At 72.3% G+C, this 22,843-nt stretch carries 20 protein-coding genes and 1 pseudogene; 14 read left to right on the top strand and 7 right to left on the bottom strand.

The features are described 5' to 3' along the window. Nucleotides 1-98: 98 nt before the first annotated feature. The 5 genes from KJS59_RS24655 to KJS59_RS24635 all read left to right on the top strand — a co-directional run bounded on the left by KJS59_RS24655 (nt 99) and on the right by KJS59_RS24635 (nt 4,719). Nucleotides 99-821: a maleylpyruvate isomerase family mycothiol-dependent enzyme gene (locus KJS59_RS24655; RefSeq protein ID WP_213455350.1), complete on the top strand. Its 723-nt coding sequence runs from the start codon at nt 99-101 to the stop codon at nt 819-821. Between the two features lie 6 nt (nt 822-827). Continuing rightward, nucleotides 828-1,484 (top strand): MBL fold metallo-hydrolase, encoded by a 657-nt coding sequence (locus tag KJS59_RS24650; protein WP_213455349.1) that lies wholly within the window; start codon nt 828-830, stop codon nt 1,482-1,484. Beyond that, nucleotides 1,463-2,974 carry a molybdopterin-dependent oxidoreductase gene (locus KJS59_RS24645; protein WP_213455348.1) on the top strand — a complete coding sequence of 504 codons (1,512 nt, stop codon included), beginning with the start codon at nt 1,463-1,465 and terminating at the stop codon, nt 2,972-2,974. The genes KJS59_RS24650 and KJS59_RS24645 overlap by 22 nt, the downstream gene beginning before the upstream one ends. Then, a complete protein-coding gene (locus tag KJS59_RS24640; protein WP_213455347.1) occupies nt 2,971-3,513 on the top strand; it encodes a DUF488 domain-containing protein in 543 nt (180 codons plus the stop codon). The genes KJS59_RS24645 and KJS59_RS24640 overlap by 4 nt, the downstream gene beginning before the upstream one ends. A gap of 216 nt (nt 3,514-3,729) precedes the next feature. Beyond that, nucleotides 3,730-4,719 (top strand): sensor histidine kinase, encoded by a 990-nt coding sequence (locus tag KJS59_RS24635; protein ID WP_213455346.1) that lies wholly within the window; start codon nt 3,730-3,732, stop codon nt 4,717-4,719. A gap of 118 nt (nt 4,720-4,837) precedes the next feature. Here the strand turns inward: KJS59_RS24635 and KJS59_RS24630 are convergent, their stop codons facing one another. After that, nucleotides 4,838-5,653: an RNA polymerase sigma factor SigF gene (locus tag KJS59_RS24630; RefSeq protein ID WP_213455345.1), complete on the bottom strand. Its 816-nt coding sequence runs from the start codon at nt 5,651-5,653 to the stop codon at nt 4,838-4,840. 220 nt (nt 5,654-5,873) lie between these two features. Between KJS59_RS24630 and typA the strand changes: the two genes are divergently transcribed. The 4 genes from typA to KJS59_RS24610 all read left to right on the top strand — a co-directional run bounded on the left by typA (nt 5,874) and on the right by KJS59_RS24610 (nt 10,602). Beyond that, nucleotides 5,874-7,739 carry a translational GTPase TypA gene (gene typA, locus KJS59_RS24625; protein WP_213455344.1) on the top strand — a complete coding sequence of 622 codons (1,866 nt, stop codon included), beginning with the start codon at nt 5,874-5,876 and terminating at the stop codon, nt 7,737-7,739. Beyond that, the gene (locus tag KJS59_RS24620; RefSeq protein WP_376771259.1) at nt 7,736-8,536 is read left to right on the top strand and encodes a serine hydrolase; all 801 of its coding nucleotides are present in this window, start codon (nt 7,736-7,738) and stop codon (nt 8,534-8,536) included. The genes typA and KJS59_RS24620 overlap by 4 nt, the downstream gene beginning before the upstream one ends. Beyond that, entirely contained in the window at nt 8,533-9,612 is a 1,080-nt protein-coding gene (locus KJS59_RS24615) for a mandelate racemase/muconate lactonizing enzyme family protein (RefSeq protein ID WP_213455342.1), read from the top strand. The genes KJS59_RS24620 and KJS59_RS24615 overlap by 4 nt, the downstream gene beginning before the upstream one ends. Nucleotides 9,613-9,687: 75 nt before the next feature. After that, nucleotides 9,688-10,602: a C40 family peptidase gene (locus tag KJS59_RS24610; RefSeq protein WP_213455341.1), complete on the top strand. Its 915-nt coding sequence runs from the start codon at nt 9,688-9,690 to the stop codon at nt 10,600-10,602. 16 nt (nt 10,603-10,618) lie between these two features. On the opposite strand, the gene KJS59_RS24605 is transcribed toward KJS59_RS24610, so the two are convergent. Beyond that, a complete protein-coding gene (locus KJS59_RS24605; RefSeq protein ID WP_213455340.1) occupies nt 10,619-11,629 on the bottom strand; it encodes a TerC family protein in 1,011 nt (336 codons plus the stop codon). A gap of 370 nt (nt 11,630-11,999) precedes the next feature. Between KJS59_RS24605 and KJS59_RS24600 the strand changes: the two genes are divergently transcribed. Then, nucleotides 12,000-12,326, top strand: coding sequence for an antibiotic biosynthesis monooxygenase family protein (locus KJS59_RS24600; RefSeq protein ID WP_213455339.1), 327 nt, complete (start codon nt 12,000-12,002; stop codon nt 12,324-12,326). Nucleotides 12,327-12,428: 102 nt separating this feature from the next. Here KJS59_RS24600 and KJS59_RS24595 read toward each other — a convergent pair whose 3' ends face one another. Together KJS59_RS24595 and uvrB are read right to left on the bottom strand one after the other, a co-directional pair. Then, nucleotides 12,429-13,166 (bottom strand): GNAT family N-acetyltransferase, encoded by a 738-nt coding sequence (locus tag KJS59_RS24595; RefSeq protein ID WP_213455338.1) that lies wholly within the window; start codon nt 13,164-13,166, stop codon nt 12,429-12,431. A gap of 216 nt (nt 13,167-13,382) precedes the next feature. Next, on the bottom strand, nt 13,383-15,518 hold the full coding sequence (uvrB, locus tag KJS59_RS24590) for an excinuclease ABC subunit UvrB (RefSeq protein ID WP_213455337.1): 2,136 nt from the start codon (nt 15,516-15,518) through the stop codon (nt 13,383-13,385). 369 nt (nt 15,519-15,887) lie between these two features. Between uvrB and KJS59_RS24585 the strand changes: the two genes are divergently transcribed. Further along, complete coding sequence (locus KJS59_RS24585; protein WP_213455336.1) at nt 15,888-17,696, top strand: hypothetical protein; 1,809 nt, start codon at nt 15,888-15,890, stop codon at nt 17,694-17,696. Here KJS59_RS24585 and coaE read toward each other — a convergent pair. Further along, nucleotides 17,674-18,621, bottom strand: a complete 948-nt coding sequence (coaE, locus tag KJS59_RS24580) for a dephospho-CoA kinase (RefSeq protein ID WP_213455335.1) — start codon at nt 18,619-18,621, stop codon at nt 17,674-17,676. The genes KJS59_RS24585 and coaE overlap by 23 nt on opposite strands. Before the next feature lie 70 nt (nt 18,622-18,691). Continuing rightward, the gene (rpsA, locus tag KJS59_RS24575) at nt 18,692-20,182 is read right to left on the bottom strand and encodes a 30S ribosomal protein S1 (RefSeq protein ID WP_213455334.1); all 1,491 of its coding nucleotides are present in this window, start codon (nt 20,180-20,182) and stop codon (nt 18,692-18,694) included. A gap of 306 nt (nt 20,183-20,488) precedes the next feature. Here rpsA and KJS59_RS24570 point away from each other — a divergent pair. Then, nucleotides 20,489-20,725, top strand: a pseudogene (locus KJS59_RS24570) (SAM-dependent methyltransferase); the annotation flags it as partial. A 108-nt stretch (nt 20,726-20,833) separates the two neighbouring features. Here KJS59_RS24570 and KJS59_RS24565 read toward each other — a convergent pair. Then, nucleotides 20,834-21,658: a class I SAM-dependent methyltransferase gene (locus KJS59_RS24565; RefSeq protein WP_213455333.1), complete on the bottom strand. Its 825-nt coding sequence runs from the start codon at nt 21,656-21,658 to the stop codon at nt 20,834-20,836. A gap of 530 nt (nt 21,659-22,188) precedes the next feature. On the opposite strand from KJS59_RS24565, the gene KJS59_RS24560 reads away from it, so the two are divergent. Further along, on the top strand, nt 22,189-22,416 hold the full coding sequence (locus KJS59_RS24560) for a hypothetical protein (RefSeq protein WP_213455332.1): 228 nt from the start codon (nt 22,189-22,191) through the stop codon (nt 22,414-22,416). Next, nucleotides 22,413-22,843, top strand: a 431-nt coding sequence (locus tag KJS59_RS24555) for a helix-turn-helix domain-containing protein (protein ID WP_376771257.1), incomplete at its 3' end; no start/stop codon positions are given. The genes KJS59_RS24560 and KJS59_RS24555, both read left to right, overlap by 4 nt.

Here is a 22,843-nt window from a genome sequence, read left to right as displayed (position 1 = left end):
GACGCGTCGCCCTGACGGTACGGTGCGCCGCGACGCGCGTACAGGGAATATCGCGCAGGTGCCGCACCGGGGGCCGGCAGGTTGAGTAGGTTGGGCTGGTGAGCACTGACCCGCTGGTACTGATGGTCGAGGTGGATCGGGCGACGCAGCGGGTGCTCGACGCGGTGGCCGGGCTCGACGACTCGGTGGTCACCACCCGCTCCCTGCTGCCCGGCTGGTCACGCGGCCAGGTGCTGACGCACCTGGCCCGCAACGCCGACAGCTACGTGCGCCTGCTGACCTGGGCATCGACCGGCGAGCACACCCCGCAGTACCGCGACATGGCCGAGCGCGACCTGGAGATCGAGGCGGGCGCCGGCCGGCCCATCGCCGAACAGCTCGGCGACCTGCGTGACTCGGCCGCCCGGCTGGCCGATGCGGTGGCCGCGATGCCCACCGGCGCCTGGTCCGCGGTGGTCCGCACGATCAGCGGCCGGGACCGCCCCGCCGCCCAGCTGATCTGGGGCCGGCTGCGCGAACTCGAGGTGCACCATGTCGACCTGAACATCGGCTACACCTTCACCGACTGGACCGACGCGTTCGCCCAGCGCCTGCTCCGCGAGGTCGCCACCGACCTCGCGCGGCACCACGGCGCCGAGCCGATGACGTTGCGCGCCCCGGAGCTCGGCCACGACCTGGCGATCGGCGAGACGGCCGGCGCACCCGTCATCACCGGTCCCGCGCATACCCTGGCCGCGTGGCTGACCGGCCGCTCGGACGGCAAGGATCTCACCGTCACCCCCGACGGTCGCCCGCTCCCGTTGACCCCGAACTGGATGTGAGCCCCCATGACCCCCTACACCGGCGAAGTCACCCCGGGCGGCCCACCCGCCGTCCGCGACCTGCCCAGTCTCACCATCACCAAGCTCTCGGTCGGCCCGATGGACAACAACGCGTACCTGCTGCGCTGCCGCGACACCGGCCGCCAGTTGCTCATCGACGCGGCCAACGACGCCGACCGTCTGCTCAGCCTCGCCGGCGACGCCGGCCTGGAGACCGTCGTCACCACCCACCAGCACCACGACCACTGGCAGGCGCTCGCCGAGGTGGTCCAGGCGACGGGGGCGCGTTCGGTCGCCCACGAGGCCGACGCGGCGGCCCTGCCGGTGTCGTCCCAGACGGTCGCGGACGGTGGTGTGGTCCAGTTCGGCGGCCGTCGCCTGGAGGTCATCCACCTGGTCGGGCACACGCCGGGCTCGATCGCCCTGCTCTACCGCGACCCCTCCGACGACACCGCCCACCTGTTCACCGGCGACTCCCTGTTCCCCGGGGGGCCCGGCCGGACAACAAACCCGACGGACTTTCAGGCGCTGATGGATGACCTGGAGGGCAAGGTGTTCGGGCGGCTGCCCGACAACACCTGGTTCTACCCGGGTCACGGGAACGACTCGACGCTCGGCGCGGAGCGCGGGTCGCTGCCAGAGTGGCGAGCCCGCGGCTGGTGAACGGTGGGGCCAGCTTCTTTCCGATCTGGGTGATCGTCACCCACTTCCTCAACATCTTCTTCCTGCTGCTGCTGGCCCGCTCCGGGATCGAGGTACTCGCCGCGCACCCGAAGCTGTACTGGAGCGACGACTGCCCACCCGGCCGGGCGTGGGCCCGGTTCTCCAAGAAGGTGTACACACCGGACTCGCGCCGGTTGTGGACCTCGCACGACGAGGAGGAGTCCTGGTCGCCGGTGCTCGCCCTGCCCGGACGGCGCAACCTCGGGCTGGGCCGACACTGGCACTTCATGACCGTCCAGTTCTGGGTGCTGACCGGCGCGGTCTACGTCGCCCTGGTCTTCGCCACCGGCTACTGGCGTTACCTGGTGCCCACCAGTTGGTCGCTGTTTCCTGATTCGGTGCGGGCGGTCGGCACCTACCTACAGTTCAAGATCACCGACCCGTTGCCCGGCGAGCCGTTCAACGCCGCGCAGAAGCTCAGCTACTTCGTCGTGGTGTTCCTGCTGGCACCGGTCCAGATCCTCACCGGCGCGGCGATGTCCCCTTCGGTGATCGCCCGCTTCCCCCGCTACACCCGGCTGTTCGGCGGCCGGCAGAAGGCCCGCAGCCTGCATTTCCTCGGGCTCGTCGCGTTCGCCGGCTTCACCGTCGTGCACACCGCCATGGTGCTCGTCCACGGCCTGCCGCGGGAGTTCGCCGCGATGGTGCTCGGCAGCTACCAGGCCGACCGCACGCTCGGCCTGGCGATCGGCCTGCTGGGTCTCTTCCTCCTCGTCGTCTTCCACCTCGCTATCACCCGGTTCTCGCTACGCCACCCCCGGCGCACCCAGCACCTGCTGGGCCTGATGGTCGACCCGTTCGAACGGCGGATCTCCCGCAGCCTCACCTCCCGCCAGCGCTACTCCCACCGGGATATCTCCCCCTACCACCGGGTCAACGGCTACCCCCCGGTCGGCGCCGACTACCAACGACTGGCCGCCGACGACTTCCGTGACTATCGACTATCGATCAGTGGCCTGGTCGAGCATCCGGTCACGCTGAGCCTCGACGAGCTACACCGGCTCGGCACCCAGTCCCAGATCACCAAACACAACTGCATCCAGGGCTGGACCGCGGTCGCGCAGTGGACCGGGGTGCCGCTGGCCCGGGTGGTGGAACTGGTCAAACCACTACCCACCGCGAAGCATGCCGTCTTCTACGCCTTCGACGACAAAGCCGAGACCGAGGGCAGCCACGGCGTCTACTACGAATCGGTCCCGCTGCACCTGCTGACCGAGCCGCAGGCCATCCTGGCCCTGGCGATGAACAACGCGCCGCTGCCGATCGAGCACGGCGCTCCCGCCCGGGTCCGGCTGGAAACCCAACTCGGCTTCAAGATGATCAAGTGGGTCAGGGCCGTCGAGTTCGTCGCCGACTACCGGCAGATCGGCATGGGGCAGGGCGGCTGGCGCGAAGACCACCAGTTCTACGCCAACGAAGCCGGCATGTGACGCCGCGGGAGATCTGGACGATCGGGCACTGGACGTGCCCGGAACCGGCGTTCCTCCGGCCATTGCACGAGCACGACATCAGTCTGCTCGCCGACGTGCGCGCGCAGCCGGGATCGCGGCGCAACCCGCAGTTCGGGCGCGACGCGCTGCCGGGCTGGCTGGCGCGGGCCGGCATCGACTACGTCCACCTGCCCGAACTGGGCGGCCGGCGCCGCAAGCAGGACGTGGACCCTGAACTCAACGCCGGGTGGCGGCAGCAGAGCTTCAAGAACTACGCCGACTACACGCTCGGGCCCGAGTATCGGAAGGGCATTGCGAGACTGGTCGGTCTCGCCGGAGAGCGCCGCGTCGCGATCATGTGCGGCGAGCCGATGCCGTGGCGCTGCCACCGGCTGCTGATCGCCAACACGCTCGCGGCGCAGGGCTGGACGGTGTGGCACCTGATCGGGGACGCCGAGCCGCGACGGCACGAGTTGGGCCGGTGGGGCGCCACACCATCGGTCGACGCGGTCGGACACGTGACGTACCCGGCAGCGTGAGCTCAGTGTCCCCAGGCGAGCCGCGCCCGGCGAGCGGCGCTGGACCGGCCGCTCAGCTGGGCTCCCCGGCGCGCGAGAGCCCGGTCCGGAAGTCCTGCCGGGGGGGACAAAACGGGGCATGCTATCTTGCCGGGCAGCGTTCCCGCGGCGGGGGCTTGACGCCCGTCCAGCGTATGGCCGGAACCTCCAGCGACGCCGACCGGTCGGGAGCATCCCGTGACGCGAGGGGGTTCGGTGCACGACGGCGACGCGTCCCCGGGCGCGGGCCCCGACGGGGGCCTGGACGGCGGCGAGCCGTTCCGGCACGAGGCGTTGCTGTATCCCGACGCGGCGACCTACGCGTCCGTCATTGCCCGGTTCGTCCGTGCGGGCCTTGCCAGGGACGAGCCCACGCTGGTCGTCGTGCCCGGCTCCAACCTCGCTCGCGTCCGCGCCGCGCTGGGCGGGGACGCCGCCGCGGTCCGCTTCGAGGACATGACCGAGGTGGGCGCGAACTCGAACCGGCTCATTCCGTGGGTGGTGCGCCCGTTCCTCGCCCAGCGCCTGGACCGCACGGTGCGGATCGTCAGCGAGCCGGTCTGGCCGCGCCGGGCCCCGGAGGAGATCACCCTCGCGATCCAGCACGAGGCGCTGACCAACCGCGCCTTCGCCGGCTGCGCCGCCACCCTGCTCTGCCCGTACGACTCGACCCGGCTCAGCGCGTCGGTCCTGGCCTTCGCCGCCCGGACGCACCCGCTGGTACGCGACGGCGACGAGGTGCGCCCGTGCGCGGGGTTCGTGGACCCGGACGTCGTCGTGGCGTCCCTGAACAACCCGCTGCCCCCGCCGGGCAGGATCGCCGCCCAGCTGGCCTTCGGCCGGCACAACCTCACCGAGTTGCGCAACGTCGTCGCCCGCTACGCCAGCCGGGCCGGGATGGAGCAGGACCGCATCGGGGACCTGCGCCTGGCCGTGAACGAGGTCGCCACCAACACGATCGTGCACGGGCGGAGCGGCGGAACGGTGCGCGTCTGGTACGAGGAGGACCGCCTCATCTGCGAGATCCAGGGGCCGGGCGAGATCGACGATCCGCTGGCGGGCCGGCGGGTACCGCCGGAGCGGAGCCCGCGCGGCCGGGGCCTGCTGGTGGCGAACAACGTCTGCGATCTCGTGGAGACCTATACCTCCGCCGACGCCACCACGACCCGCCTGCACATGCGGTACTGACGCGGCACCGGGCCCTTTCGCGCGGCGACATCGCACGACGCCGGCCACGGAGCAACGGGCCGGGGCTGGACCGGCCGTACAGCGCACGGTCGAAGGGCGACCGCGAGGGGCGCAGGCGCTAGTAGCCGGCGTCGGCGAGTTGGCCGCGCAGCTTGGTCAGCGCCCGGGCGAGCAGCCGGGAGACGTGCATCTGCGAGACGCCGACCCGCTCGGCGATCTGCGACTGGGTCAGGTTGCCGTAGAAGCGCAGCGTGAGGATCTTCTGCTCGCGGTCGTCCAGCGTCGCCAGCGCCGGGCCCAGGGCCACCCGCAGCTCGGCCAGCTCGTACTGCCGGTCCACCGAGCCGAGCAGGTCACCCAGCTCGGCGGCGCCGCTGCCCGAAGCCGACGTGGGGGTGGACAGCGAGACGGCGTTGTAGGCGCGGGCGCCCTCCAGCCCCTCGACCACCTCGTCCTCGCCGATGCCGAGGTGGGCCGCGATGTCCGCCACCGTGGGCAACCGGCCGAGGGCCTGCACCAGGGTGGCGTTCGCCGCCGAGATGGCCAGCCGCAGCTCCTGCAACCGCCGCGGCACCCGCACATCCCAGGTGCGGTCCCGGAAATGCCGCTTGATCTCCCCGATGATCGTCGGGATCGCGTACCCGGCGAAGTCCACACCCCGCTCGGGATCCCACCGGTCCACCGCCTTGATCAGCCCGATCATCGCGGTCTGCACCAGGTCGTCCAGCGGCTCACCGCGCCCGTTGAACCGGTACGCCAGGTGCTGGGCCAGCGGCTGCCAGCTCGCGATGACCTCGTCCCGCAGGGCGGCGCGGGACGGGTCGTCGGCGGGCAGGGCGGCCATCTCGCGCAGCCGCTCGGCGGCGAGCTCGGCGAGTTCGCGCTCGTCGACCCGCTCCGCGTCCGGCCGCGCCGCCGGCTCCGTCGCCGTCATCTCATCCTCTCCCCGGGGCCCCGCAACCGTCTCAACGTATCGCCGGCCGCAGCCCGCAGCCAGGCGAGGGCGCCAATAACTTGCCGGAGGGAAACAGTTACCGGAGCAACAAACGTACCGACCATGCGGTACACGCAGGACGAGAGCGTGCGGCGACACATGATGATGCACACAGCCCCCTGGGTCACGGACCGCGACCGCCGCCGGGGAGGATAGAGGAATGCAGACCCGCTCCGACCTCCGCAACGTCGCCATCGTGGCGCACGTTGACCACGGCAAGACCACGCTGGTCGACGCCATGCTGCGCCAGGCCGGCGCCTTCCATGCCCGGTCCGCGCCGGCGGACCGGGTGATGGACTCGATGGATCTGGAGCGCGAAAAGGGCATCACGATCCTGGCCAAGAACACCGCCGTGCGGTACGTGCCGGCCGACGGCGGGGCCGTCACCATCAACATCATCGACACCCCTGGCCACGCCGACTTCGGCGGTGAGGTGGAGCGCGGCCTGACCATGGTCGACGGGGTGGTGCTGCTCGTCGACGCCAGCGAGGGGCCGCTGCCGCAGACCCGGTTCGTGCTGCGCAAGGCCCTCACCGCCCGGCTGCCGATCATTCTCGTGATCAACAAGGTGGACCGGCCGGACGCCCGCATCAAGGAGGTCGTGGACGAGACCTACGAGCTCTTCCTGGACCTGGACGCGGACGAGTCGCAGATCGACTTCCCGATCGTGTACGCCTGCGCCCGGGACGGCGTCGCCAGCCTGGAGCGCCCCGCCGACGGCACGGTGCCCGCCGACAGCGGCACGCTGGAGCCGTTCTTCTCCACGATCCTGGCGACGATCCCCTCCCCCTCGTACGAGGCGGCCGCCCCGCTTCAGGCGCACGTGACGAACCTGGACGCGTCGCCGTTCCTGGGCCGGCTCGCGCTGTGCCGGGTACACCAGGGCACGATCCGTAAAGGGCAGACCGTGGCGCGCTGCCGGCGCGACGGGACGGTGGAGAAGGTTCGCATCTCCGAACTGCTGATGACCGACGGGCTGGAGCGCAAGTCGGCCGAGTCCGCCGGCCCGGGCGACATCATCGCGGTCGCCGGCATCCCCGAGATCATGATCGGCGAGACCCTCGCCGACGCCGACGACCCGCGCCCGCTGCCGCTGATCACCGTGGACGAGCCGGCCATCTCGATGACCATCGGCACCAACGCCTCGCCGCTGTCCGGGAAGGTCAAGGGCGCCAAGGTCACCGCCCGGCTGGTCAAGGACCGGCTGGACCGGGAGCTGATCGGCAACGTGTCGCTGCGGGTGCTGCCCACCGACCGGCCGGACGCCTGGGAGGTGCAGGGCCGCGGCGAACTGGCGCTGGCCATCCTGGTCGAGCAGATGCGCCGCGAGCAGTACGAGCTGACCGTCGGCAAGCCGCAGGTGGTCACCCGGGAGATCGACGGCAAGACGCACGAGCCGGTCGAGCGGCTGACCATCGACGCCCCGGAGGAGTACCTGGGCGCCATCACCCAGCTCCTGGCGACCCGCAAGGCGCGGATGGAGCAACTGGTCAACCACGGCACCGGCTGGATCCGGATGGAGTGGCTGGTCCCCGCCCGCGGGCTGATCGGCTTCCGCACCGAGTTCCTCACCGAGACCCGCGGCACCGGCATCCTGCACCACGTCTTCGAGTCGTACGAGCCGTGGGTCGGGGAGTTGCGTACCCGACCGACCGGCTCGCTGGTGGCCGACCGGTCCGGGGTGGCGACAAGCTTCGCGATGTTCAACCTCCAGGAGCGCGGCTCGCTGTTCGTCGAGCCCGGCACCGAGGTGTACGAGGGCATGATCGTCGGTGAGAATAGCCGCGCCGACGACATGGACGTGAACATCACCAAGGAGAAGAAGCTCACCAACATGCGCTCCTCCACGGCGGACGAGCTGGAACGGCTGGTGCCGCCCCGCAGGCTGTCCCTGGAGCAGGCGCTGGAGTTCTGCCGGGAGGACGAGTGCGTCGAGGTGACCCCGGTCGCGGTGCGGATCCGCAAGACGGTGCTGGATCAGGCGTCCCGCGCCCGCGCGGCGGCGCGCCGGAAGCACGCGGGGTGACGCTTCCCGGCACCGCCGGCGTCTACGTGGCCCCGCTCGGGGGCGCACCGATCCTCGCCCACAACGAGCACCGCGTGTTCTACGCGGCCAGCACGATGAAGGTGGCCGTGCTGGCCGCGCTGTACCGGTCCGGCATCGACCTGGACGCCCCGGTGCCGGTGCGCAACGACCACGCGTGCGCGGTGCCCGGCGCCGCCCGGTTCTCCAACGCGCGGGACGAGGACCAGGACGACGACGTGTGGGAGCGGCTCGGCGGTGCGGCCACCCCGCGCTGGCTGGCCACGCACATGATCGTGCGCTCCGGCAACCTGGCCACGAACCTGGTCCTCGGCCTGGTCGGGCTGGACCCGGTGGCCGAGGTCTGGCGGGCCGTCGGCGCGCGGCACTCGGTCACCGGCCGGGGCATCGAGGACGCGGCCGCCCGCGCGGCCGGCATCGACAACCTGGTCACCGCGTACGACCTCTGCGCGCTGTTCACCGCCATCGCCACCGACGACTCCGCGCTGGCATCGCCGACCGCGTGCGCCGCCATGCTGGAGGTGCTGTGCGCGCAGGAGTTCGGGGAGGCCCTGGCGGCGGGCCTGCCCGCCGGCACCCGGGTGGCGCACAAGGACGGCTGGGTGAATGGCATCCGGCACGGCGCCGGCGTGGTGTTCCCGCCGGACGCGCTGCCCTACGCGATCGCGGTCTGCACCGGCGACCTGCCGGACGGCGAGGCGACGGCACTGATCACCCGGGTCTCCGCCCATGCGTGGGCCGCCCGGGGCGGCCGCGCCGAGGGGGCGCGCGGCGCATGAGCATCGCGGAGATCCGGACGCACCGGTTGACCGCCCCGCTGCACACCCCGTTCACCACCGCGCTGCGCCGCGCCACCACGGTCGACACGCTCGTCGTGGAGGTCGTCGACGCGGACGGGCGCTCCGGCTTCGGCGAGGCACCCCAGGTCTGGCAGGTGACCGGCGCCTCCATCGCCGGCTCCGAGGCGTGCGTCCGCGACCTGCTGGCCCCGCTGCTCACCGGCCGCGATCCGGACGACCTGGTGGCGCGCTGCCGCGAGGTCCAGCGGGCGGTCGCCGGCAACGAGGCGGCCAAGGCGGCCGTCGACGTCGCCCTGCACGACCTGGCCGCCCGGCGGATCGGCGTCCCGCTGGTCCGGCTCCTCGGTGGTACCGCGCTGCGGGTCCCCACCGACGTGACGCTGTCCGCCGGCGAGGCGGGTGCCCTGGCCGAGGCGGCCACCGCCCGGGTCCGCGACGGCTTCGGCGTCCTGAAGGTGAAGGTCGGCACCGACGCGGCGGGCGACGTGGCCCGGGTGCGTGCGGTGCGCGCGGCCGTCGGCCCCGGTGTCGGGCTGCGCCTGGACGCCAACCAGGGCTGGAGCCCCCGCGAGGCGGTCCGGGTCATCACCGCGCTGGAGGACGCCGGGTTGGGCATCGAGCTGGTCGAGCAGCCCGTCCCGAAGTGGGACCTGGACGGCCTGGCCTGGGTCAGCGACCGCGTCGGCCTGCCGATCCTCGCCGACAAGGCGGTGTTCGGCCCCCGCGACCTGGTCGAGGTGATCCGCCGCCGGGCCGCCGACATGGTCAACGTGAAGCTCGCCAAGTGCGGTGGGCTCGGCCCCGCCCGCACCCTGCTCGCCCTCGCCGAGGCGCACGGGATGGGCACGGTCGTCGGCTCGATGATGGAGAGCCCGATCGGCATCGCCGCCGCCGCCAGCCTCGCCGCCGCGCACGGCACCACGGCCGTGGCCGACCTCGATGCCGCCTGGTGGCTCGCCTCCTCGCCGGTTCGGGGCGGACCCTGGTACCGGGACGCCTGTGTCATGCTGCCCGCCGAGCCGGGTACCGGCGTGGTGGGCCTGTCCAGGCCGTAAACCGGCGCCGGTACGGGTTGCCGGCGCGCCGACACGTTCGTATCGTCGGCGAGAGATCGATCACCGGGAGGGCGCGTGACGGTCGAAGCGGGGCAGCGTGCCACGGTCGCGGTCGCGGTGGCGACCCTGTGGAGCGCGCCCGACGCGGTCGGCCCGGTCGACCGCCCGGCCCTCGGCCCGGTCACCGACATCCGGGCCTGGGTCGCCGGGCTGCCGGCCGCCCAGCAGATCCGCGATTCCGTGCTCAGCCAACTGCTGCTCGGCGAGGCGGTGCGGGTCGAGGAGGTCCGCGACGGGTGGGCCCGGGTCGTCGCCCCCGGCCAGCCCGCGGCGCGCCTGCACGCCGACGGGTACCCGGGCTGGCTGCCGGTCGCGCACCTCGCCGCCTACTCCCCCGCCGGTGACCTGGTCGTCAACGCCACGGCCACCGCCCTGCGCGACGAGCCGGACGGCGACGTGGTGCTCGGCGGCGTCGTCCTGGGAACCCGCCTCACCCCGGCCGGGGAACGGTTCCGTGGCTGGCAACCCGTCCTGCTCCCCGGCGCCCAGGCGCCCGTCTGGGCCGTCGCCCGGGATCTCGCCACCCTCCCCGCCGAGCCGCCGGCCGCCGACCGGGTCCTCGAGGTGGCCGCCCGCCTGCTCGGCGTCACCTACGTCTGGGGTGGCCTCTCCGGGTACGGCATCGACTGCTCCGGCCTGGTCCACCTGGCCTGGCGGCGGTTCGGCGTGACCCTCCCCCGCGACGCCAGCGAGCAGGCCGCGGCCACCACGCCGCTGGAGTTCGGCGAGGAGCGCCCGGGCGACCTCTACTTCTTCGCGCGCCCGGGCAAGAAGATCCACCACGTCGGTCTCGTGACCGCCGAGCCCGGCGACGGCGCGCGGCACATGCTGCACGCCTGCTACACCTCGCGCAAGGTCACCGCGGAACCGGTCCGCGGCGAGCGCGCCGCCACCCTGGTCGCCGCCCACCGGGTGCCCGCCGCCGGGTAGCGTGGGGCGGTGGGTATCAGCGGGCGGCGGTCACCTGCTGGCGCCGGGCGGCGCGGCGGTCCCGCGCGGTCTTCAGGAGGCTGAGGGCGGTGGTGATCGCCAGGGTGCCCATGATGACCGACAGGGACAGCCAGATCGGCACGTGCGGCGCCCAGCCCACGGGGTTGCCGCGATTGAGGAACGGCAGGTTGTTCTTCGCCAGGGCGTCGAGCACGAGCTTGACCCCGATGAAGCCGAGGATCACCGCCAACCCGATCGGCAGGTACACCAGCCGCTCCAGCAACCCGCCGAGCAGGAAGAACAGTTGCCGCAGCCCCATCAGCGCGAACACGTTCGCGCTGAACACCAGGTACGGCTCCTGGGTGATGCCGAAGATGGCCGGTATCGAGTCCAGCGCGAAGATCAGGTCGGTGGTGCCGAGGGCGATCATCACGATGAACATCGGGGTGAAGATGCGCCGGCCCTTGGGGCCCTTCACGGTCAGGTGGCCCGAGTCGAACCCCCGCGAGATCGGCAGCGCCCGCCGGCTCCACCGGATCACCACGTTCTCCCGGAAGTCCTCCCCGTCCTCCTCGCCCTGCCACACGAACTTGATCGCGGTGTAGATCAGGAACGCCCCGAACAGGTAGAACACCCAGGAGAACTGGCTGACCAGCGCGGCGCCCGCGGCGATGAACGCGCCCCGCATCAGCAGCGCCAGCACGATGCCGATCATCAGGGCCTTCTGCTGGAACCGTCGCGGCACCCCGAACCGGGCCATGATGATCATGAAGACGAACAGGTTGTCGACCGACAGGCTGTACTCGGTCAACCAGCCGGTAAAGAACTCCCCGGCGGGCTGGCCGCCGGCGAACAGCCACAGTCCCAGGCCGAACAGCACGGCGAGGCCGACATACAACGAAACCCAGAAGGTCGACTCCCGCAGGCTCGGCTCATGCGGTCGCCGCCCGATGATGACCAGGTCCACGAGCAGGACGGCGGTGATCACAACCAGCGTGGCGATCCACGTATGCGTGGACACGTTCAAGGCAGCCCTCCGGCAGGCACTGACACCGCCACCTCGGTGGACCGCGACGCGTACTGTGACGCGGACGGTGCCGACCGGGAAGCGGATACTGATGTCGTGTCTGTCGGAGGTCTCTCCCGCCCCCGGTGAACCGGGGGCCGACGGCGCCGGGTCCGTCACCGCCGAGGCGGCTCAGGTCCGTGCTGACGACACCGTTGCGAGGGATACTCCCCTCCTCCGCCCGCCATTGTGTCCTACCGGCCGCCCGTTTGGTACTCCCCACCGCCCGGGCGTGCCGAACGCTACAGCGATGGGGGGCCCACACGCCGTACGTCGTCCTAGGAGGCTAGGTGCCTGGATGCCGGTCGCTCCGGCGTGCGAGAGTGCCGCCATGGTGCTTGAGGTCGCTCTGATCGATGTCCTTCCCGGCCATGAGGAGGCGTTCGCCGCCGCCTACGCCGCCGGCCGCGAACTGGTCGCCACCACGCCGGGCTGCCGCACCGTCCGAATGACCCGCGGCATCGAGTCACCCACCCGGTTCGTGCTCCTCATCGAGTGGGACAGCGTCGAGGCGCACGAGGTCAACTTCCGCCAGTCGGAGCGCTTCCCCGCCTGGCGCGCCCACATCGGCCCGCACTTCGCCAGCCCGCCGGTCGTGGAGCACTTCACCGACGTCCCAGCGACCGCGGCCCCGCCCCGCGAGGCGGACGCGGCGTAGCAGGACCCGGGCCAGGTAACGGCGTAGCGGCGGCAGGCACACCCGCCTACCTGGGCCAGGCAACGGCGTAGCGGGCGCGGCAGGCACGCCGGCACGCATGTGTCAGGGGGCGGCGTAGCGGGCGCGGCGGCCTAACGGGGTGAACCCGAGCCTGCGGTACAGGGCGCCGGCCGGGTTGTTGACGTTGACGTCCAGCAGGGCCTCGCGGGCGCCGGCCGCGCGCATGCGGGTCAACGCCTCGACCACGAGCGCGGCACCCAGGCCGCGACCGCGCCAGTCGGGCCGCACCCCCACCTGGACGACCCAGCCCTCGGCGCAGCCGATGAAGCCAACATCCCCGGCCTGCCCGTCGGTAGCGAGCAGCGTCCAGTCGGGGCGGAACTCCTCGTCGTCGGTGAGCCAGTCGACCCACTGCCGCTCGCTCCACCCGGGGAAGCCGGGCCGGTCGCGGAACGCCGCCGAGTACACCGCGAAGAAGCGGCCGGCCGCATCGCGCGACCACTCGGCGAGCATCACGCCGCCGGGGAACGGCACCTCCGGCGGTTCGGCGACGCCGAGGTCGAAGCGGAACACGTCCTTGGCGAACACCTGCCGCAGGCCGCGGCTGGCGAACAGCCGCTCCGCCGCCGGCGTCAGCGACTCGGTCTCCACCGTCACCTCGGCGGGCGCCGCCGCGGTCAGGGCCCAGTCGAGCAGGTGGGACCCGACACCGCGACCGCGTACCGCCGGGTCGACCAGACCGGTGGCGGTGGCCCGCCCGCCCGCCGGTGGGGGCTGGTGGCGGACGGAGGCCGCGGCAACGACCGTGCCTTGCGGGTCGCGGGCGGCGGTCGTCAGCACACCATCCACGGTGAACCGTCGCGCGAGGAACGAGGGCTCGGCGGCGAGCGGCAGCCCGCCGTCGGCGGACCGGCAGCGGCGGGCGAGGTGGGCCGGGCAGGTCGGCGTCGGCCAGCGGCGCCCACACGAGGGTGTTCGGCACGGCCGTAGCGTAGAGGCCGGGCGCCCCGGGCGCGCGGCCTTTCGCCGCCGACCGCCCGCCCCTCGCCGGCCGGGCTACTTGACGCCGGCCGCGTCCATGCCGCGCAGTTCCTTCTTCAGCTCACCGATCTCGTCACGGATCCGGGCCGCCAACTCGAACTGCAACTCCCGGGCCGCGGCCAGCATCTGGTCGTTCAGATCCTGGATGAGCTTGGCCAGGTCGGCGCGGGCCATCCCCTCGCGGGACGCGGTGACCGCCGCGCCCCGACCCCGGGACCGCGTCTCGGGCACCGGCGCCTTGCCACGCGACATCTGCCGACCGGCCCCGCCGATGATGGCGCCGCCGGGGCCGTGGCCGGCCAGGGCGCCCTCGGTGTCCTCCGCCTCCCGGTAGATGTCGTCCAGGATGTCGTGGATCTTCTTGCGCAGCGGCTCGGGGCTGATGCCGTTGGCCTCGTTGTACGCGATCTGCTTCTCCCGGCGGCGGTCGGTCTCCTCGATCGCGGAGCGCATCGACGGGGTCATCTTGTCCGCGTACATGTGCACCTCGCCGGAGACGTTCCGGGCGGCGCGCCCGATCGTCTGGATCAGCGACGTGCCGGAGCGCAGGAAGCCCTCCTTGTCCGCGTCCAGGATCGCGACCAGCGAGACCTCGGGCAGGTCCAGGCCCTCCCGCAGCAGGTTGATGCCGACCAGCACGTCGAACTCGCCCTTGCGCAGCTCCCGCAGCAGCTCGACGCGGCGCAGCGTGTCCACCTCGGAGTGCAGGTACCGGACCCGGATGCCGTGCTCCAGCAGGTAGTCGGTCAGGTCCTCGGCCATCTTCTTGGTCAGCGTGGTGACCAAGACCCGCTCGTCCCGCTCGGTGCGCAGCTTGATCTCGTGCATGAGGTCGTCGATCTGGCCCCTGGTGGGCTTGACCACGACCTGCGGGTCGACCAGCCCGGTCGGGCGGATGACCTGCTCGACGAACTCGCCGTCGGCGTGCTCCAGCTCCCACGGCCCCGGGGTCGCGGAGAGGAACACCATCTGCCCGACCCGCTCCAGGAACTCGTCGAACCGCAGCGGGCGGTTGTCCGCGGCGCTGGGCAGCCGGAACCCGTGCTCGATGAGCAGCCGCTTGCGCGACGCGTCGCCCTCGTACATGCCGCCGATCTGCGGGATCGTCTGGTGCGACTCGTCGATGACCGTGAGGAAGTCGTCCGGGAAGTAGTCCAGCAGGCAGTGCGGCGGATCGCCCGGCTTGCGGCCGTCGATGTGCATCGAGTAGTTCTCGATGCCGGAGCAGAACCCGACCTGGCGCATCATCTCCAGGTCGTACGTGGTGCGCATGCGCAGCCGCTGCGCCTCCAGCAGCTGGCCGGTGCGCTCCAGCTCGGCCAGGCGCTCGGCCAGCTCGGCCTCGATGTCCCGGCAGGCGCGCTCCATCCGCTCCGCTCCGGCGGCGTAGTGCGTGGCCGGGAAGATGAGCAGGCTGTCCACCTCGCGGATCACGTCGCCGGTCAGCGGGTGCAGGTAGGACAGCCGCTCCACCTCGTCGCCGAACAGCTCGATCCGGATGGCCAGCTCCTCGTACGCCGGAATGATCTCCAGCGTGTCCCCCCGGACCCGGAACGTGCCCCGGTTGAAGGCCATGTCGTTGCGGGTGTACTGGATGTCGACCAGCCGGCGGAGCAACCCGTCCCGGTCCAGCACCTGGCCGACCCGGACGCGGGCCGCCTGGTCCAGGTACTCCTCGGGCGTACCCAGGCCGTAGATCGCCGAGACGGTCGCCACCACGACCACATCCCGCCGGGTGAGCAGGGACATCGTCGCGGAGTGCCGCAGCCGCTCCACCTCCTCGTTGATCGAGGAGTCCTTCTCGATGTACGTGTCCGTCTGCGGGATGTACGCCTCGGGCTGGTAGTAGTCGTAGTACGAGACGAAGTACTCGACGGCGTTGTTCGGCAGCAGCTCGCGGAACTCCTTGGCGAGCTGCGCGCACAGGGTCTTGTTGTGCGCGAGCACCAGCGTGGGGCGCTGCAGCCGCTCCACCAGCCACGCGGTGGTGGCGCTCTTGCCGGTACCGGTGGCGCCGAGCAGCACCGTGTGCCGGTCGCCCCGGCGGACCCGCTTCTCCAGCGCCTCGATCGCCGCCGGCTGGTCGCCGGCCGGCCGGTAGTCGCTGACCACCTGAAACCGGTTGTCGATGCGCGGGATGTCGAGCGTCATGGCACCAACCGTACGCCGGCCCACCGACATTTCCGCTGGCCCGGGCCGGCTCGGTACTGGCAGTATTTGATCGCTTTCAAGGTTGTCATTGTGTGGCCCGGCTCACCCGCGATACCTTCCTCGGGTAGGCCGCTCGCGGCGGCCGTCCGGGCTCGGTGCCGGCCTTCCACACCGGCCGACCCGCCCGGCGCGAGGGTTGCAGCCCCGGCTTCAATCGGCCGGCGAGCGCACCCTCGCGGTCGCGCGCAGCGCAGACCGGCCGCCGCGAGCGCCCCCTCCCGACAGCGGACCGAAGCGCCGTAGCCGACGGCCCGCGCCATCGCGGCCCGGGGCACGTCACCTCGCCGGCCGCGCCGCGTTCAACCCTCCGTGAGCCTTTCCTCCCCCACCGCCGAACGGCCCACCAGCCCCGCCGGGCCGCCGGCCCCGGTCCGCCGCCGCCGCGGCGCGGGCGATGCCCGCCGCAAGACGGCGCTGGTGCTGGTCGGCCTGCTGGCGCTGGGCTCCGCGGCCGGGCTGATGCGCGGCCTCACCTCGTGCGCGCCCACCGCGCCCACCGCCGAGAAGGCGCGGCCGCTGACCGCCGCCGAGGCGCAGCGGCTGGCCGGTATGCGCCGGCAGAACTACCGCGACGGCCGGGTCGGCCTGCGGATCGAACTGGGCCGTCCCGGGCGGCAGACCCGGCTCGCCGGCTGGATCGACTGGCACCGCAGCGCGCTGTCGCTGGCCGTGGCCGGGCCGACCGCGGCCTCGGACGGCCTGGTGCAGGCCGCGCCGGGCCTGATCGCCACCCGGACCGCCGACCCGAAGCAACCGGCCACCGCGGTCGCGGCCGGCGCGGCCAGCGCCCCCACCACCGCCTCCGGCCCGACCACCGCTCCCACCACCGCCTCCGGCACCGGCCCGACCGCGGCCGGCGATTCCGGCGCCGCCAGCGCCCCGCCCGCCGCGGGCGCCCCGACCGGGGCCAGCGCCGCTGGCAGCGCGACCGCGCGCCCGGCCGCCACCCCGAACGGCGGCGCGGTCGCGGTCCGGGACGCGCCCGAACCGCCCGCGCGGCTGCCGGCGGACCGCTGGCGCGCTCGCCCGCTCCGGGCCCCGACCGGCGCGGCAGCGCCGCTGGACACGCTCGTCTCGCTGCTGTTCACGGTCGCCTCGCCGGAGCCGGACTCCGCCGACGTGCTGGCGCAGAGCGAGTCGCGCTGGCTGGCCCGGGACACCGACGGCGACACCAAGCTGGACGTGCTGCTCGGCCCGGCGGTCCCGCCGGCCGGCCCGCCCGCCACACCCACCACGACGCCCAGCCAGACTCCCGGCGGGATCACCACCACGCTCGCGCCGCCCACCTCGCTGGCGTCCATGGGCGGTGCGGTGCGGTACTGGCTGGACGCTGACTCGCGGCTACACCGGTTCGAGGCGCTGTTCGGCCCGGACCTGCCCGTACGGGTACGGCTGCTGCGGGACCAGGCCCAGCCGTTCGCCCTCGCCCAGCCGCTGGGCGGCGCGCCGATCACGCCGCGGTCGGTGACCGTGGCCGAGGGGCGGACCCTCGCCCACCTGCGGCAGCGGGACCGCGCCACCGGCGGCGGAGCGGTCCGCGTCACGCTGCCGACGGTGGACGGCGGCGTCCGGCAGGCCACCGGCTGGCTGGACTGGCGCACCACGGTCGCGTACCTGATGGTCCACGACCCGGACCGGCCCGGGCCGGCGGCGCTGCTGCGGGCGGACGCGGCCGGCGTGGCCACCCGGAAGGCGCCGAAGACGGCCGCCGCCAAGGCACCGAAGGGCGCGGCGCCGCCGCTGCCGCCGCCCCGGAACCAGGCGTGGGCGTTCGCCGACTGGGCGCACCAGCGGGACGCGGGCGGCACCTACGACCTGCACCTGCTGATCAACGAGGCGCTGTCGCTGTCCGCCCGGGGCACCGACGACGCGGCGGCGGCCCGCAAGGCGGCCCGGTGGCTACGGGCCGACCTCATCGGCGGCACCCGCACGGCGGTGTACGAGATCCCGAAGCCCGCCGAGAAGGGCGTCGCGGCGGGGCAGGCCCGGATGCGCTACTGGGTGGACCGCGACGGCGTGCTGCGCCGGCTGGAACTGCGCACCCGCTCCGGGGCCTTCGCCCGACTCGACATCGAGCCCGGGACCGTGCCGGTGCTCAGCCGGGTACCGCTGGCCTGAGGTACACGGTGGCCGGCCGGCCCGGGTCGGCGTTGCCGTGCACGATCACGTCGCCGCCGGCCCCGTCGGTGAACCCGGCGGCGACGGCGTCCGGGAGCCGGGGAAAGCCGGCGTGCAGCAGCGCGGCGGAGACCCGGTCCAGGTCCGCGTCCGGTGCCACGGCCGCCTCGATGACGCCCTGCGCGGCGGGACGCACGGACCGCAGCAGGGGGCCCGCCGCGTGCCCGATCCGCGCCGCGAGCCGGTCGTACGCGCGCAGCCCGTCTCCGCCCGGGTCGGTGCCGCCCGGGTCGGTGCCGGTCGGTGCCGCCCGGCCGGCGCGCAGGTTCTCCTCGAACGGCACCAGCCGCTCGCGCCACAGCGCGTCGACCCGCTCGGCCAGCCGCCGCAGGGTGCCGTCGTTGCCGAGCAGCACGTCGGCGGCAGCGCGCCGCTGCTCGTCGGTGGCCTGGGCGCGGATCCGGCCGGTCGCCTCGTCGGGGCTCATCCCCCGCCGGGCAACGAGCCGCTCGACCCGGGTCGCCGAAGCCGCGTCCACCACGATCACCAGGTGGTAGGTCGGCGCCAGGCCGGTCTCCACCAGCAGCGGGACGTCGTTGACGACGACGGCGTCGGTCGGGGCGTCGGCGGTCAACCGGGTGGTCCGGGAGCGCACCCGCGGGTGGATGATCGCCTCGAGGCGGCGCCGGGCCGGCTCGTCCCCGAAGACGCGGGCGGCCATCGCGGCCCGGTCGAGGGCGCCGTCCGGGCCCAGGATGCCGGCACCGAAGGCGGCCACGATCTCGGCGAGCCCGCCGGTGCCGGGCGCCACCACCTCGCGGGCGAGCCGGTCCGCGTCGATCAGCACCGCACCGTGGTCGACCAGGCGCGCCGCCACCGCGCTCTTGCCGGCGCCGATGCCGCCGGTCAGCCCCACCCTCAGCACGCCACCCAGTCAACCGCACGGCGAAGGCCCCGCCGGAGGCGGGGCCTTCGCGTGACTGGCGGGCTGGCGATCAGCCCTTGCCGGCGAGCTTCTCCCGCAGCGCGGCCAGGGCCTCGTCCGTGGCGAGGGTGCCCGAGGGCTCCTCCGCCTGGCGGGACGGGGCCGGCGTGCTGGTGGAGACGCCACCGGTGGCGGCACCGGCGGCACCGGCGGCCGCGTCGGCGTCCGCCTGGCGGGCGGTCTGCACCTGCCGGGTGTGCGCCTCCCAGCGGGTCCGGGCCTCGGCGTACTGCTGCTCCCAGGCCTCGCGCTGCTTCTCGAAGCCCTCGAGCCACTCGCCCGTCTCCGGGTCGAAGCCCTCCGGGTAGATGTAGTTGCCCTCGTTGTCGTAGGTCGCCGCCATGCCGTAGAGGGTGGGGTCGAAGTGCTCCTCGCCCTCGACGAAGCCCTCGTTAGCCTGCTTGAGCGACAGCGAGATCCGCCGGCGCTCCAGGTCGATGTCGATGACCTTGACCATGACGTCCGAGCCGACCTGCACGACCTGCTCCGGGATCTCCACGTGGCGCTCGGCCAGCTCGGAGATGTGCACCAGGCCCTCGATGCCGTCGTCGACGCGGACGAACGCGCCGAACGGCACCAGCTTGGTGACCTTGCCGGGGACGATCTGCTGGATCGCGTGGGTCCGGGCGAACTGGCGCCACGGGTCCTCCTGGGTCGCCTTCAGCGACAGCGAGACCCGCTCCCGGTCCAGGTCGACGTCCAGAACCTCGACCTCGACCTCCTGGCCGACCTCGACCACCTCGGACGGGTGGTCGATGTGCTTCCAGGACAGCTCGGAGACGTGCACCAGGCCGTCCACGCCGCCGAGGTCCACGAACGCACCGAAGTTGACGATCGAGGAGACGACGCCCTTGCGGACCTGCCCCTTCTGGAGCTTGTTGAGGAACTCGGTGCGGACCTCGGACTGGGTCTGCTCCAGCCACGCCCGGCGGGACAGCACCACGTTGTTGCGGTTCTTGTCCAGCTCGATGATCTTGGCCTCGAGCTCGCGGCCCACGTACGGCTGCAGGTCGCGCACGCGGCGCATCTCCACCAGCGACGCGGGCAGGAAGCCGCGCAGGCCGATGTCGAGGATCAGGCCGCCCTTGACCACCTCGATGACGGAGCCGCGGACGACGCCGTCCTCGTCCTTGATCTTCTCGATCGTGCCCCAGGCGCGCTCGTACTGGGCACGCTTCTTGGACAGGATCAGCCGGCCCTCCTTGTCCTCCTTCTGGAGTACAAGGGCCTCGATGTGGTCACCGACGGACACCACCTCGGCGGGGTCCACGTCGTGCTTGATCGACAACTCGCGCGAGGGGATGACGCCCTCGGTCTTGTAGCCGATGTCGAGCAGGACCTCGTCCCGATCGACCTTGACGACGGTGCCTTCGACAATGTCGCCGTCGTTGAAGTACTTGATGGTCTCGTCGATCGCGGCGAGGAACGCCTCCTCGGTGCCGAGGTCGTCGACGGTGACCTTGTTGGGTGCGCTCGAGGTGGCCTCGATGCTGCTCGTCATGTGGGCTGTTGCTCCGAACGGATGGTGTCGCGGTGACCTGCGATCGCGAACTGGCCGCCGCACATACCACACCCGTCAGAACTTGAACCCGCGAAGCCTGGAAGATGTCCGGTGGCCGCGGACCTGCTCCCTGCCGAGGTCACGATCCGCGAGCGCATCGACTAGCTTACCGTGCGCTTTACCGCAGGGTGCAAGCCCCCACGGCACCAATCTGGGCACGGGGAGCGAAATGATAGCTGACGCGCGCTTTGCCGGAATATTGCCCCCCCGCCGCGTGATGGCCGGACGAACTCTAGCCTGTCCCGGATGAGCGATCACCCCGGGCACCCCGATCCCGTCGCCAGGGTGGACCGGGGGCACGTGACCGACGCCGAGGCGGTACGCGCCAACCGGGACTGGTGGGATTCGGACGCCGACGCGTACCAGGCCGAACACGGCGCCTTCCTGGGCGAGGTGGACTTCGTGTGGTGCCCCGAGGGTCTGCGCGAGGCGGACGCCCACCTGCTCGGCCCGCTCGCCGGGCAGCGGGCGGCCGCTGGGTCTTCTCGGTCACCCACCCGATCAAGTGGGTGCGATCTTGGTGGATCAATAACCCCTGGTCAGGCGAGGTAGCGCCTCGTTGCGCACCTCGCCAGGTCTTGCGGGCTCACATCATGAGGCGTCTGGGCGACGGGCTACGAATATGGCGGTGCCAGGGAAAAGCCGACCGCGCATAGGGCTCCACTGGCCCCAGATCTCCTCGTGTCCTTTCGGCCACTCCGGTTCGACTACATCGCAGAGGACGAATCCGGCCGCCGCCAGTTCTCTGACGCGATCACCGAAGGTGCGGTGCTGCTCGACGTAGGTGGGGACTCCTGCCGCATCCTGTTCGACGTACGGGCGGCGGTCAAAGTAGCAGTTAACCGCCATCAGGCCGGTCTCGCCAGGCTCGTCCAAGAAGATCCAGCGCATCGGGTGATAGGTGGCAAAGACCCACGCGCCGCCCGGGCGTAGCACTCGGAACACCTCGCGCATGAGCGCTGCTGTATCGGTGATGAATGGGACAGCACCGAACGCCGTATGCGCGATGTCGAACGTTCCGTCCCGAAACGGCAGGGCTAGGGCGTCAGCTTGCACGAGCGGCACGTACACGCCCGACCGCTCGGCCGCGAGCTTGGCGTGTCGCAACATGCCGTCAGAGAGGTCCAGAGCCGTCACGTCGGCTCCCTGTCCGTCGAGCCATCTGGAGCCCGCAGCCGCGCCGCAGCCTATCTCTAGTACCCGTGCTCCCTTGACCTTGCCGAGCAGCCGGGCGTCCTCTTCACGCAGACCCTCTGGGCACCACACGAGGTCGACGTCTCCGAGGAAAGAACCGTGCGCTTCCTGGTACCCGTCAGCGTCCGTGTCCCACCATCGCCGACTCGCCGCTCTGTTCTCTGCGTCGGAGACCGCTCGACGGAGGATGGCGGGTTCGGAAGACGGAGAGAGCTCGCTCATCCCGGTAACGCTACGGATGCGTGCACCTTCGAGGGCGACCGGCCCGCAAGAGCCGAACCGGGACAGTCCGCACGTGAACTGCCCCGGTAGGCAGCAGACCGGGAGGTAGGGGTAGATCATCCCGGGGCATGAGCCGGCTGAGGCGCGCAACCACGCGGCTCGGCAGCCGATCAACAATCGGTTAGGTGAGGTTCTCCCAAGGACCCGAACCCGCAGCGGCGAAGGTCCGCAGCTCCTCAAGCTCGTCAGACCGGTGACCGGTTGGGACGGCGGAGAGTAGATCACTCACGCCCAGCCCGACAACGCGGACGTCATGCTGGAGCCGCGTGATCGCGTCGAGCGCGAAGGCCACGCCACCGGCCGTTTCGGGCGGTTCTCGGCGCGGCGACCGATGCCGAACTTGGGTTCTTCATCATCCACCCACACGCCAACGATCCCGGCACTGTGCCGGATGCCGACGATCCCGGGCCGGACCGGTAGCCACCGGTGCGGCGTGTTCCTCCTCCGATGCGCCGAGCAATCTGCCGCAGGTGGCGTCGAGCGCGGCGGTGCAGGTCAGCGTGAGCGCGGGCGGCGCGGTGACGGTGGTCTGTCAGGACGGGGTGCCGGGCCGTGTCGCAGTACCGACCAGGCACGTGCGGGTGCTGATCGACGCGTCTGGTTCGGGCCCGACCAACCTCGCCCTGCCGCTGAATGAGGCGACGACCGCGGCCGGTGGGGCGCGGGTGTACTCGCTGGCTCAGGGACGGACGCGATGACCGACGCGGGTAGTGTGCCCGCCGACCGGCTGCACACGCGGCCAGGTGACATCCCGGCGGGTGCGGCCATGCCGCACGAGTGTGGGTATGCGCTGACGGTTGCTCGATGGACGGGCCGGGAGACCCGGGCATTGCGTGCGGCGTTGCGGTTGAGCGTGCGGGCGTTCGCCGAGTACCTCGGGGTGGCCACCTCGACCGTGTCCGGGTGGGAGAACCGGGCCGGAGCGGGGCCACCGTCGTTGGCCACGCAAGCCGTGCGTGATCAGACGCTCAAACTCGCCGACACCGACGTGTCGGCCCGGTTCGCGGCCTTACTGCGGCCGGGCACGCACAACCCGTCCGAAGCGGACGACGGTGACGCGGGCTGCGCAGCGGACAAGTCCAGCGTGATTCCGCTACAGCGACCGCAAGCGACGCCTACCGCGCT

It is taken from the genome of Rhizomonospora bruguierae, from assembly GCF_018397995.1.
Classification (GTDB): domain Bacteria; phylum Actinomycetota; class Actinomycetes; order Mycobacteriales; family Micromonosporaceae; genus Rhizomonospora; species Rhizomonospora bruguierae.
This window is presented reverse-complemented; position numbering and strand designations above follow the sequence as displayed.